15 protein-coding genes are annotated in these 13,140 nt (G+C 37.8%); 6 read left to right on the top strand and 9 right to left on the bottom strand.

Annotated features, from left to right (window positions below; translation table 11 throughout):
* The first annotated feature begins 12 nt into the window (after positions 1-12).
* The 6 genes from GSY47_RS01025 (at position 13) to GSY47_RS01000 (ending at position 6,273) form a co-directional block, all read left to right on the top strand.
* On the top strand, positions 13-906 hold the full coding sequence (locus GSY47_RS01025) for an FAD:protein FMN transferase (RefSeq protein ID WP_219071045.1): 894 nt from the start codon (positions 13-15) through the stop codon (positions 904-906).
* Positions 903-1,136, top strand: coding sequence for a DUF4266 domain-containing protein (locus GSY47_RS01020; protein WP_056251109.1), 234 nt, complete (start codon positions 903-905; stop codon positions 1,134-1,136). Before GSY47_RS01025 ends, GSY47_RS01020 begins: the two co-directional genes overlap by 4 nt.
* A gap of 17 nt (positions 1,137-1,153) precedes the next feature.
* Positions 1,154-2,338, top strand: a complete 1,185-nt coding sequence (locus GSY47_RS01015; RefSeq protein WP_056251106.1) for a DUF3570 domain-containing protein — start codon at positions 1,154-1,156, stop codon at positions 2,336-2,338.
* A gap of 154 nt (positions 2,339-2,492) precedes the next feature.
* Complete coding sequence (locus tag GSY47_RS01010) at positions 2,493-2,912, top strand: hypothetical protein (RefSeq protein ID WP_219071044.1); 420 nt, start codon at positions 2,493-2,495, stop codon at positions 2,910-2,912.
* 124 nt (positions 2,913-3,036) lie between these two features.
* Positions 3,037-4,821 (top strand): chloride channel protein, encoded by a 1,785-nt coding sequence (locus GSY47_RS01005; RefSeq protein ID WP_219071043.1) that lies wholly within the window; start codon positions 3,037-3,039, stop codon positions 4,819-4,821.
* 141 nt (positions 4,822-4,962) lie between these two features.
* Entirely contained in the window at positions 4,963-6,273 is a 1,311-nt protein-coding gene (locus tag GSY47_RS01000) for a DUF389 domain-containing protein (protein WP_219071042.1), read from the top strand.
* Here the strand turns inward: GSY47_RS01000 and nhaA are convergent.
* From nhaA to GSY47_RS00955, 9 genes are all read right to left on the bottom strand, one after another.
* Positions 6,270-7,463: a Na+/H+ antiporter NhaA gene (nhaA, locus tag GSY47_RS00995; protein ID WP_219071041.1), complete on the bottom strand. Its 1,194-nt coding sequence runs from the start codon at positions 7,461-7,463 to the stop codon at positions 6,270-6,272. The two genes, GSY47_RS01000 and nhaA, sit on opposite strands and share 4 nt — an antisense overlap.
* 398 nt (positions 7,464-7,861) lie before the next feature.
* Positions 7,862-8,506 (bottom strand): hypothetical protein, encoded by a 645-nt coding sequence (locus tag GSY47_RS00990; RefSeq protein ID WP_056251096.1) that lies wholly within the window; start codon positions 8,504-8,506, stop codon positions 7,862-7,864.
* A gap of 2 nt (positions 8,507-8,508) precedes the next feature.
* Positions 8,509-9,543, bottom strand: a complete 1,035-nt coding sequence (locus GSY47_RS00985; protein ID WP_219071040.1) for a D-alanine--D-alanine ligase — start codon at positions 9,541-9,543, stop codon at positions 8,509-8,511.
* A gap of 10 nt (positions 9,544-9,553) precedes the next feature.
* Positions 9,554-10,264, bottom strand: a complete 711-nt coding sequence (locus GSY47_RS00980; RefSeq protein ID WP_219071039.1) for an NRDE family protein — start codon at positions 10,262-10,264, stop codon at positions 9,554-9,556.
* Positions 10,252-10,740, bottom strand: a complete 489-nt coding sequence (locus tag GSY47_RS00975) for a hypothetical protein (protein WP_035688624.1) — start codon at positions 10,738-10,740, stop codon at positions 10,252-10,254. Before GSY47_RS00975 ends, GSY47_RS00980 begins: the two co-directional genes overlap by 13 nt.
* A 6-nt stretch (positions 10,741-10,746) precedes the next feature.
* On the bottom strand, positions 10,747-11,127 hold the full coding sequence (locus GSY47_RS00970) for a hypothetical protein (RefSeq protein ID WP_035689431.1): 381 nt from the start codon (positions 11,125-11,127) through the stop codon (positions 10,747-10,749).
* Between the two features lie 7 nt (positions 11,128-11,134).
* Positions 11,135-11,593 (bottom strand): YHS domain-containing (seleno)protein, encoded by a 459-nt coding sequence (locus tag GSY47_RS00965; RefSeq protein ID WP_035688623.1) that lies wholly within the window; start codon positions 11,591-11,593, stop codon positions 11,135-11,137.
* A 5-nt stretch (positions 11,594-11,598) separates the two neighbouring features.
* Entirely contained in the window at positions 11,599-12,195 is a 597-nt protein-coding gene (locus tag GSY47_RS00960; RefSeq protein WP_219071038.1) for a peroxiredoxin-like family protein, read from the bottom strand.
* Between the two features lie 90 nt (positions 12,196-12,285).
* Complete coding sequence (locus GSY47_RS00955) at positions 12,286-12,963, bottom strand: Crp/Fnr family transcriptional regulator (protein WP_056252210.1); 678 nt, start codon at positions 12,961-12,963, stop codon at positions 12,286-12,288.
* Positions 12,964-13,140 lie beyond the last annotated feature (177 nt).

Genomic DNA, 13,140 nt, shown 5'->3' with positions numbered 1-13,140 from the left:
TCCCTAAAACTCATGGGAAACAACTTTACTATTACTGTTGTGGCAGAAAATGAGCATATTGGAAATAAGAGTATTAACCTTGCCATTGAGGAAATAAGACGCATCGAAAAACTTTTGACTACTTATAAAGCCGACAGCCAAACCAACCTGATTAACGAAAATGCAGGAATTAAGCCTGTTAAAGTAGATTTAGAAGTTTTTAATCTTATCGAAAGATGTATTGGAATTTCTAAAATTACACAAGGAGCTTTTGATATTTCTTATGGAAGTATCGACAAAAGTCTATGGAATTTTGATAAAGCAATGACCCAATTACCAGATGCCGAAACGGCACTCAAAATGGTACATCTTATTGATTACAGAAATATCATTTTAGATCAGGAAAACACAACCGTATATTTAAAACAAAAAGAAATGCGAATTGGTTTTGGCGGTATCGGAAAAGGATATGCCGCAGAAATGGCAAAGCAGATTCTTTTAAATCATAATGTTGAAAGCGGAATTATTAATGCCAGCGGAGATCTTTCGGCCTGGGGATTACAGCCAGACGGCAGAAAATGGACAATTGGCGTAGCAGATCCTGATGCTCCAAATGCAGCATTCTCTTATATGGAAATTTCCAATAAAGCAGTGGCGACCTCTGGAAATTATGAAAAGTTTGTAACCATTAACGGCAAAAAATATTCGCATACCATTGACCCAAAAACAGGACTTCCGATAACCGGAATAAAAAGCGTGACCATTATTAGCGGAAACGCAGAATTTGCAGATGCAATGGCCACTCCAATAGCGGTTATGGGTATTAAAGCAGGCTTGTTTTTAATAGATCAGATAGCAGATCTATATTGTATTATCATCGACGACAACAATAAAATTTACACTTCTAAAAACATTAACCTGAAATGAAAAAGCCAAAACAAAAAGCGCTAGTACTGTTATGCAGCATTGCTTTTACGGGCATTCTGTTCACCTCCTGCACATCGGTAAAAGAATACCAGAAAGGAAAAATCAACGATTCTGAAATGGTCCTTTCCAACAGGAAAATAGAAAAGACAGAACTCAGTTTCCAATCCTACCGTGAAGGAGCTTCCGGGGCAAATTCAGGAAAAAGCGGCGGCGGCTGCGGTTGTAACTAATTTTCATACTATAAAAAATGAAAAGAATATTCATTACAGGATTTGCCTTACTGGCATTATTTCAGACAAGAGCACAAAATGTTCCTACAGATTCCACAGCTTACAAAAGCAAAAAATTAAAACTAGAGGAGGTAAATCTGGTTTCCAGCTATTACAAGCAGGACGGAAACAATTCAGCCGTTACCGGGGGAATTGGTTCTGAACATTTAACCGACATTGCCAACACGATCGATGTTAAACTGGTAAAATACGGAGAAACCGGAATCAAGCATACTTTTGATATTGAAGCCGGTATTGACCACTATACCTCTGCCTCATCAGATATGATTGATTTAAGTGCCAATTCATCTGCATCTTCTTCAGACAACCGCTTCTACCCTTCTCTAACTTATCTAAGAGAAAATGAAGAGAAAGGAAGAACATTGGGTATTGGCGTTTCATCATCGACCGAATTTGATTATCAGTCGTTTGGAGGCAATATCAGCTTCTCCCAAAAAACAAAAGACAGAAATGGTGAATTCACGGCCAAATTTCAAACCTTTCTCGATCAGTTAAAACTGATTGAACCTGTTGAGCTTCGCACTTCGGGAGGCGAAGGCTACGGAAGCGCGAACCGAAATACTTTTGCAGGAACTTTGAGTTATTCTCAGGTAGTAAACAAAAATCTGCAGGTCATGCTTGTAGGTGACGTTATCAGCCAAAACGGATATTTAAGCCTTCCGTTTCACAGGGTTTATTTTGCAGACGGTTCTGTTCATCAGGAAAAAATGCCCGATACCAGACTTAAAATTCCACTGGGGATCAGGGCCAGTTATTTCTTAGGAGACAATGTAATTATTCGCGCCTATTACAGATATTATACCGATGACTGGAGTCTCAGAGCACATACTGCCGATCTTGAAATTCCGGTGAAATTAACCCAGGCATTTTCAATGAGCCCGTTTTACAGATATTATACCCAAACTGGCACGAAGTATTTTAAACCGTATGGCGAACATACAGCAGCTGATGAATATTACACCAGCAACTATGATTTGTCTAAGTTTGACAGCAGTTTCTTTGGGATGGGAATGAAATTCACTCCATTAAACGGAATCTTCGGACTCAAACACTGGAATACTTTAGAGATTCGTTATGGTCATTATACAAGAACTACCAATATGACTTCGGACATTATCAGTATTAACATCAAATACAAATAGAATTAATTATTTAAAAACACAAAGCCCAATCCAATTGGGCTTTGTGTTTGAATAACATCACAGCAGCAAAATGAAATTGTCCTGGTACAAAAAGAACAGATAAGAATCTCTGATAAAAAACCGTTACCTTTAAATCAGCGAACAGCAATAGAAAATGAATAGAATTTTTGAAAAATTAACCCGTCATCTGGCAAAGAATCCAAGAAGACTTTTCTTAATTGACTCTGTGGGGGCTCTGCTAACCGCTGTACTGCTTTGTGGAGTGCTTTCAAATCTAAGCCCCTATATTGGCATGCCCAAGACAACACTCAATTTACTCTTCTCAATCGCAGCTTGTTTCTGCTTTTACTCGGCTGCCTGCTTTTTATTTTTAAAAGCAAAATGGGCGCTTTACATCAGACTAATAAGTTTTGCCAATTTACTGTACTGCGCGCTGACCATTGCCTTTTTATTTATTCATTACAACAAGCTTACAATTCTTGATCTGATGTACTTCTCAGCTGAAACAGCAATCATCTGCCTGCTTCTTTACATAGAGCTTACCGTATCGGGAAAAATTTTAAACAAGCGGTAATGGCAGTCAAATTATCTCGCGCCGTAAACCCTGCCTTTAAAATTAGCATTACATTAACGTTTCATTTTTCCCGTTAACACCTTTGAAGAGGTAACTTTGTGATTCTACACTACAATTTAGTAAAATGTTCAAAAAACAACTCCTAAAGGCAAAGAACCTGCTGATCTGGGGACAGGAAAAATTAACCAAAAAACAGTTTATTTTTCTCTCCAGTGTCCTTATCGGAATTATTTCCGCCTTTGCCGTAATTTTCTTAAAAGCCTTCGCGCACTGGGTCTATTCTTTTGCCACTTACATCAACAGCACCTTAAAGCTGAGTTTTATAAACAGCATCCTGCCAGTTATAGGTATTCTTTTAACTGTTTTTGTGGTGAAAAGAGTACTGGGAGGCACCCTGGAGAAAGGGACTTCACAGATTTTATATATTGTGGCCAGAAAAGCCAGTATTATTCCCAAAAAGCAGATGTATGCCCAGATTATCACCAGCTCGCTCACCGTAGGGCTTGGAGGATCTGCAGGACTGGAAAGCCCCATTGTGATCACAGGCGCCGCTTTTGGCTCCAATTTTGCCCAGCAGTTCAAGTTAAGCTATCAGGAACGCACACTGCTCATTGGCTGCGGGGTTGCCGCCGGTATAGCGGCCGCCTTTAATGCGCCGATTGCCGGGGTGCTCTTTGCCATCGAGGTGCTGCTGGTGGATGTGACTATTTCGGCCTTTACCCCTATTATGATTGCAGCTGCCACCGGAACACTGGTTTCCACCATAGTGCTTAATGAGAATGTACTGCTGACCTTCAGGGAAAAACAGACTTTCGATTACCATAATATTCCCTTTTACGTTTTAATGGGACTTTTCACGGGTTTTATTGCCGTTTTTTATGCCCGGAAATTTTTAAAAACCGAGCACTATTTTGCCCATTTAAAATTTGGCATCTATAAAAAAGCGCTAATCGGGGCCTGCATTTTAGGACTGATGATCTTTATTTTCCCTACGCTTTTTGGCGAAGGATACGAAAGCATTAAAACCCTTGCCGACAAAGAGCCCGGAAAATTGCTTGAAAATACGCTATTTGGGGATTATGCCGACAACAGCTGGGTACTGCTGGCCTTTGTAGGGTTTTCTATGATGCTCAAGGCATTTGCTTCGGGAATTACCTTGGGAAGCGGCGGTAACGGCGGTAATTTTGCCCCTTCGCTTTTTTTGGGCTCTTATGCCGGATATTTCTTTTCCAAATTTTTAAATCTCACGGGACTTACTGATCTTCCCGTCAGCAATTTCACGCTCGTGGGCATGGCAGGGATCCTCAGCGGCCTGTTTCATGCGCCGCTAACGGCTATTTTTCTTATTGCAGAGATAACAGGAGGATATGATCTGATGATTCCCCTTATGATTGTAGCCTCTGTGAGTTTTGCTGTTTCCAAGCGTTTTGAAAAGCACTCCCTGGATGTAAAGAACCTCGCTAAAAAAGGAAATGTTTTCACCGGCAACAAGGATACTAATATTCTGTGCACACTGGAAATTGAAGATCTTGTCAAAAAAGATTACCTCACTATAGCAACCAGTCAAAACCTTGAAAATGTTGCCGATCTTCTGGCACATTCCGATCAGGTTATTTTTGGGGTTGTAAACGGTGAAAATGACCTTCAGGGACTGGTGTATTTTAATGATATCCGCGAAGTAATTTTTGATAATATCAAAGCGGAAAATATCCTTGTAAAAGATATAATGGTACAGCCAGTCCAGACTGCGGATCTCTTTGACAGCATGCAGACCGTTATGAATAAATTTGAAAAAAGCAATAAGGCCTTCCTGCCGGTGATTAAAAACGGGAAGTACTATGGTTTTATAACCAAATCAGATGTGCTGGAATCGTATCGAAACAGGCTAAAATCGATGATTTTTGAATAAAACCTTCCCTTATATAAAAATGAATTCAATCAGCTTTGAGTTCTCATTTGCCCGATTTCAGTAAATAATTATTAAAATTAGTCTTATCTTAGTCCTACATGCCAAAATAGCGTATTAAATCGCTTGCTAATTATATAGATTATGAGAAAAATTACAGACCTGCTCAACCTTCGCGATGGAGAAGATGACAGGGTAAAAACCCTGGAGGCGGTAAAGAACAATATAACGTTCAAAGGAGCAAACCTTTGGATTTTAGCCTGCGCTATTATTGTCGCCTCGGTTGGGTTAAATGTAAACTCAACAGCTGTGATTATCGGGGCAATGCTCATATCCCCTCTCATGGGGCCGATTGTGGGGGCCGGATTCGCATTGGGTATTTATGATTTTTCATTGCTTAAAAGGTCACTCAAAAATTTACTGACTGCAACAGTAGTAAGCCTGGTGGTTTCGACCTTGTATTTTTACCTTAGTCCCTTCAAGGATGTACAGTCCGAACTGCTGGCCAGGACTTCCCCAAATATCTATGATATCCTTATCGCCTTTTTTGGAGGTGTTGTGGGAGTGATTGCCGTTACCAGATCGGAAAAAGGCAATCCAATTCCAGGGGTTGCCATTGCAACGGCCCTTATGCCGCCGCTGTGTACGGCCGGTTACGGGATTGCCACCGCGCAGTGGACCTTCTTTTTAGGGGCATTTTATCTCTACTGCATCAACTGCGTCTTTATAGGGATCGCTACTTTTTTAATCATTAAATACCTTAACTACCCGGCCGTTAAACAGGTAGATGAAAGACACCAAAAACGGGTAAAGTATACCATTGCTTTTTTAATAACAGTTATGCTGGTACCCAGCAGCTATCTGGCCTACTCCCTGTACAGGGAGCAGCAGTTCAAAAAAAATACAGATCTTTTCATTGAGCGTGAATTCACCAATAAAGGATATACCATAGTGTATAAAAAAACTGATTTTACGCCTAAAGCTAAAAAACTCGAGCTGGCTTTCCTCTCCAGACGGTTTTCTGAATCAGAAATAAAAGAGCTTAAAGATAAACTGAACCTGAATAAATACCTGGCCGGCACACAATTGCAGATCCGTCAGGACAGCACTGACCGCTTCAATGCTCTAAAGGGCGATATCCTGAGCCAGATTAAAAGCAGTGAGAATGAGATGAATGTCAAAGACGTTAAGATCATGCAGCTGGAAAAGCAGCTGACCAGGAACAAATTTGACAACATTCAGATTTTAAAAGAAACCAGGGTTTTATTTCCCGAGGTAAGTTCACTCTCTATCAATAAAAGCAGCCTTGTTAATCAAAAAGACAGCATTACAACGATAACGGCCGTTATCTATGACGGCGCTAAAACTCTAAGTCCGGCCCAGAGCGACAAACTCAAGCTGTGGCTCAATGAGCGCCTGCTGGTAAAAGATGTGGAACTTTTTAAGAAACATTAATTTTCCCCAAGAGCTTTTTTCTGCTTCTTATTGTACAGGCTCAAAATGCAAAATCCTGAAATACCGGCAATTGTAGAGGCAATGAGTATCGCGAATTTGGCTTCATTTTGATGCAGTGCATCTCCAAAGGAAAGAAGTGCTATAAAAATCGACATTGTAAATCCGATCCCGCCCAGCAGACCAAGCCCCAATACATGCATCCAGGTAACAGACTGGGGAAGCTCGGCAATTTTCAGCTTGACCGAAAGCCATGACATTATAAAAATCCCAATGGGTTTACCTAAAAACAATCCAAGGATAATACCCAGTCCCAGGTTACTGAAAAGCCCTGCTATCATTTCAGATTCAAAAGTGATATTGGTATTGGCAAGGGCAAAAATGGGCATAATTATAAAATTCACCGGACGAGTGAGGGCATGTTCCAGTTTTTCAAGCGCAGACTCCGTATCATCCTCAGTAGTGGGCAGTGTTATGGCTACCAAAACACCGGCAATAGTGGCATGAATACCCGAGTGATGAATAAAATACCAGATAACTGCTCCGGGGATCAGGTAAAAAAACAGATTTTTGACACCCATTCGATTAAAGATTATCAATAAAACAAACAATGCCCCTGCATATCCTAAATAGAGAAAATTAAGTTCCGAGGAGTAAAATATGGCTATTACTAAAATTGCAATAAGGTCATCCACAATAGCCAGCGCGGCCAGAAATATTTTAAGGCCCGAAGGCACCTTACTGCCTAAAAGGGATAAAATTCCCAGCGCAAAAGCAATATCGGTAGCCATTGGAATCCCCCAGCCTTTGGCCGTATACGGATCGCCATTGTTAAAAAAGAAATAAATTAAGGCCGGCATCACTACACCGCCTACTGCGGCAAAAACCGGCAAAGCTGCCTGGGCAAATGACGAAAGCTCCCCTTCTATTATCTCCCTTTTTATTTCCAGTCCTACAAGAAGAAAAAAAACAGCCATAAGCCCGTCATTGATCCAGAGTAAAACCGGATATTTTAAATGCAGCGAAGAACTATTGAATCCCAATTCAAAATTAAGCAGTTCCTTAAAACCATCCGACCATCCTGAATTGGCAATCAAAAGTGATATAAGTACACAGATTAATAATATAATTCCACCTGCAGAGGAGGATCGGAAAAAATGAGAAAAGACCTTAAGATTTATGAGTTTTGCCATAAATACAAATTTAACTCATTATAACTGTACCTCCAATTAAATATACCAAAAACCAATAGACTGTATTTTAAACAGGGCTGCATGGAAATATTTTTCGTGTGATTTAAAGAATAATATTCAGACTGTAATTTATCATTTCAGCAGGTAAAATTCAGGTTTGCTGCAAAGAATTGCGTTTGAATGTGCAGTCCTCCACGACAAAACAGGGCTCTGTGGCAGCCCTACCCTCGATGGCAGTGAAATCCTTTTGTGCCGGGGCTTGGCACAAAAGATTGCTTCGCCAGTACGCTGGCACTCGGGTGGAACCGATAGCGGGAAAAGCTCCTGAAAAATTATTAATTAATAGTCTCCACTAAAAATCACCTGCAAATCATAATAAATTTTACCCTTTTAAAATTCTAATACACACTGAAATATTTCTTATATACTTTAAACAATTGAATACCTGCTAAAGCAATAAAAAAAAGCGGAATAAAAACAGGCAGTATGCCCTTTGCGAATTGATTTGTGTCTTGTAAAACAGACTGCAATATTATTATTACGCTAAGCATTCCTGTAAAAATACCCATTAAGGTTCCTGCGATATAATAATATTTTAGCTTCCTTTGAATGGTAATATATTTTTCATTGAGCAGATATAAATTCCAGCTGGTCCAAAAAGGCAATTGTAAAAAATTAAATCCATTTAAAATTACCCCAATTATAAATGGAGAATAAATCAAATATCTCCCTAAATAATAGTTAGACTCTGCCGGGTGATTGAAATTCAAATAAAAAACAAACGCCAGAGTAAGCATGAACCCAACTGAAAACAGATCTATGATCTTCATGAGTTTTCTGTTTTTGATAAGCTCTCTGGCGAAAAGCAGCGTAAAATAAATCACAAAGGTTTCAATAAATATGACTCCAAACAAAAAGTAAACCAAATTATGAAATCCTGATTTTGCATAGATTTCCAGTCCAACTAAGTTTAAGTATCCCAGCGGAACTGATCCGAGAAAACTTACCAGAAATCCAACGGAGATATTTTTTAACTTTTTCATTTCTAGAAATTCATTATTTTATTGTTTTGTGCCAGATGCAATCTGTACTCACGCATACCTGCTTTGTGCTCTAAATAGGGAATGCCTTTTTTATGGTTTTCAACACTTATTTCATACATATAAGTAATATGTCGTGCCAGTTCTTTCCAGGCAAACCAAACCGAATGTTTGGGGTCATAGATATGTGTAGGTTCGCTTGCCGCGCCGTTTAATTCTACAATCTGGAAGTTTTCTCCTTGTTCTAATTCTTCAAAAGTGTTGTACATGATATCGAAACGCCCGAAATAAAATTCAGGGATTTGAGCAGCGAGCTCATTGATCATCTTGGTTAATTTTGGCGTAACCCAATGGCTGCCATCCAAAAATTTTGCGCCCCGGGCGTGATTGCCAAATGGAACTAAATTTATGGTTTCGCCTCTGGGTAATATCAGGTCCAATTGATCACCATATTCTTCTTTTAAAACATTAAACTGCAACTGAAATCTTGGCGTTTGTTTGATCAGATTTTCAATTGTTGATTTGCCATCACCTGTTACAATCAAAAACTCTTTAGAGACAATTCCGGTAATTTTTCCGTATTTTTCCAGCGGATGACGAACATAAAAAACACCCACTTCATTCTTGAATGGGATTAAATCCTGCAAAAGAAAATCAAAATTTGCTTTTTGGGCATAGTCTTTCAGCTCCGATATTGTTTTAATTTTTTTCACGCCCGAACCACGCAGGCCAATATCCGGCTTTGCAATTAACGGGAAATAGATTTCCCTTTCTAATACCTTATCTGCTATGGTTTTAAAATCCGTATTTTCTTTAATTAAAATGGTTTTCGGGTAGCATTTTTCAGGAAGCAGATCATAAATCTGTTTTTTGCTTTCCATCATAAACCCGCCGTTTTTAATTTTCGGATTAGAGGCATTAAAGAAAAAAAAAGATCTTGCTCTGATGGCATAATAGGCCCAAAGAAAATAGATAGGAACATACAGAACCTGAAATGGCCAATATTCCCAATTGGTAATTTTATGAAAAAATAGTTTCATCTGAATGTTTTTAAATTCGAATAAATGAGGTTGAAAAATCTTCTGCTTTGACTAAATCATAATATTTCATTACCCCCCTATTTTGCTCTATTACGCTTTGGGTTACGCTCAGGGTTTTCATCCTATTTTCTCTATTGATAATTAAACCATTTTGAGTGTCTTCGCTGCTTGTGTTTCGATGAAAATCCAGCATTTCCAATGGTGATATTTCATTTTTATCTTTCAAAAAATCAAAAAACCAGTCTGATCTTTTCTTTCTTACCGGATCTGTATATAAAGTAACTGATGACCAAATATAATTTCGGGATTCATCTAATATTGTGCTCTTTTTTTCAATGCCATCCCAAATCAATTCGTACAATTCTTTTTCCTGATACAAAACCAGCGTAAAAGGCTCAATATTATCCAGATCAATTTGTTTCCAAAAGTCCTTTGGAGAATCATCCGAAATAATGTCCAAAACAATTAGTCCGCGGCTTTTTCGATAAGGCAGTATCACATTGTGTTTTGCGATTCCGCCATTTAGCAAAACCAGAACTGTTCCGTTTTCATCCATGACAAACCAGGTTCCCCCCGCTTTTGAATCTTTTGGGTACATCATATTTTTTCCCTTATGCTTATAATTCCTGGGCACAATAGCACTGGGACGAATTACTTTTTCATCCCTGTTTGAAGTGATCATTACAACTCCGTTATTATTTACAAAACTTACTGTACACATTGTTTTCTGTATGCTATGGTCGAGCGCGCTACACCAAAATTTTCATCAATGATAATATTTTCGAATTGCAAAACGGCCACTTTTATGAGCGCCTGATGATGCACACAATGCTCTAAATTATAGAGCAATTCTCTATAATAATTGCTTTGAATCCTCATGCTAAGACCATCAATAAACTGTTCGAGATAGATTATTTTGTTCTCGCTTTTCAATTCTTTTTTAATTTGAATAATGCATTTTTTAGCAAATTCTGTTTCGGTTTGAATTTGCTTATTTCTCTGGCGGTTGTCATAATTTAAAATTCCCGAATCATAACTTTGTTCCAGACATTGAAACATCTCCAGAATATGTCTTGTATGTTCGCCAATTGTGGCATTACTTAAAGCCTGGCAAGATTTTGAATAATCCTGATCTGACAATTGATCTAATAGATAAATTAACTCATCTAAACTCTGGCGTATTGATTCTAGTAACATGATCTTTTAATTTAGAAGATTAGACAATTTGTTTTTGTTGAAATAAAGCAAACCCAGGCAGCATAATAAGGTAATAATAGCCAGACTAAAAAGTAATCCGCCGTCATCTTTTACCACGAGTCCCAAAACAAATACATGTGATAAAATAGCTCCGGTCATTACCCCAATTCCACTCAAAGCACCAATCCAGGTGGTTTTTGGAATGAGGATTAAAATTACCACTATCAATTCGGCTATTGCTGAACCAATTCTTCCGTAAGGTTCTACTCCTAGGGCAGTGAAAATATAGATGCTTTCTTCTGCTCCGCTGAACTTGAAATATAAGGTCTGCAATAAAATTACCGAGGCGGCAATTCTGAGAATCCATATTAAAATTTCCCTTTTCATGACCGTGTTATTTATAGATTTTTTTCCAGTTGTCATCTGCCTGTGTTTTTAAATTTACCTCGTCTTTATTCCAGCTTTTTAAGGTGTTGTTGAAAAAGGCATTGTAAAACAGAAAAAGTTTGCCATCAGTAATTTTAAACGTTTCGGGGTTTATTTCGACTTTTTCGCCAGCGCTTCCCATCGCATAAGCACACCAGCCACCGTATTGAGGTTCGTATTTTGATGGATTTTTCAGAAAAGCATTTTTATTTTCACCTGACGAAAAATTATAAATCACGCCCTGGTAAGAAGCTGAGATCCCTTTTTTCCCTTTAACTGCTTTTCCCTGACTAAAATATCCTACCGGATCATAACCCTGAATGGCAGTTTTGTTTTCTAAATTATACTGGCTAGCTCTTTTGGCATCATTTTGAGCAGAAGAAACTCCAAAAACCAAAATCAATACAAGTAATACTAACTTTTTCATTTTTTTTATTTTAAATTTTTTAATACTGAAACAAGTAATTCGGTCGTGATACGATGCTTAAAATCAGGAGAGACATATTCAAAAAGGATATCACTCTGGGGATTCACAACAAAAACGGACGGAACAGGTAAAAAACTAGTATTCATTCCTTTAGAATTTACGTTAATTACACTTTTATAGTTTTCAGGAGCCTCAAAAGCAATTCCCATGGCTTTTATTAATTCTCCTTTTGAGTCAGAAAGTAAGGTATATTTTACTTTATCTTTTTCTGCTGTCATTTTTAAATTTTCAGCAGAATCAGGACTTACCGCAATAATTTGATATCCCAAATCCAGAACTTGCTTTTCGGCTTCAGCCAATGCCTGCAAATGCATATTGCAATACGGGCACCAGCCTCCACGATAAAAAACAAGAACTGTCTTTTTCTTTTTTAGCAGGTCTGAAATTTGTACATCTGTATTATCCGATGATTTTAAAGTAAGGTTTGGAATCTTCTCTCCTATTAGCAAAGGAGCGATATCAGTGGCAGATTTAGCAATCATGTTCTGCGCGTTAGCAGCCCAAGTAAGGGTCGCTAAAAAAATAAAAATTAATTTTTTCATAGTGTATGTTTTTACATCTTTTTAATAATGTAAAATTATCATACTATAAAAAAGCAAAATGTCGGCTAATTTACACTTAGCCCAAAATAATTATAATTTGGTAATATCTCGAATGATAATTTCTTTTCTGTTGTAGTTTAAAAGCTGATTGGTTTCCATCTCATTGAGCAATTGTGTAGCGGTTTGTCTGGAGGTACAGATAATCTGGGCAATATCATTTTGGGTTAGATAATTTTCAATGGCTACTGAATTTCCTTCTCTAACGCCTTCCTGTTCTGCCCAGTCTTTCAGGAATTGATACAATCTGGTTTTGGCATCCTTAGAAATTAGATTGGCATAATTGTTTTTAATGCGTTTCATTTTCAGTCCTACAAACTTGGTGTATGAAAGTGCTAAAGTCGGATTACGAAGCAATAAATCTTCAAAATCAGACATTAAAAAACTGCAGATGGCAACATCGTCTGAAAGGACTTTTGCATATTCTTCGTTTTTATTATCTGTTTCCAAAGTCAGTTCACCAAACAAATCTCCTTTCTGGATAATGTCCTTTATAGTTTCGTTGCCATTATTATCCAGGGCAACAATCTTGATATTCCCCTTTTTAAGTAAAAAAATCCGGGGCACATCTGAAGATGAAAAATAAATAATTTCCCCTTTTGAGGCTTTTTTAAAACCTGTGATTATGCAAAGTTGCTTGATTTGAGAAAAACTCAAAGTCCTAAACAATTTATGATCACGCAAATACCAATATTTTAATTCTTCGTACATAAGAGATACATTATTTGGTAAATGTAAACAATTTGAAAAATAATTCGCTTCCATGTTTAAATCGCATATTCAAGCCCTATAAGTATATAGTAGCCTGATGCATAATTTACGATTAATAAAGTTACATTAAAAGTATAGTATCTAAACTGCTTTTCTGATCTAAACATATCACAACTA

The organism is Flavobacterium quisquiliarum (assembly GCF_019308285.1).
GTDB classification, from domain to species: domain Bacteria; phylum Bacteroidota; class Bacteroidia; order Flavobacteriales; family Flavobacteriaceae; genus Flavobacterium; species Flavobacterium quisquiliarum.
This window is presented reverse-complemented; position numbering and strand designations above follow the sequence as displayed.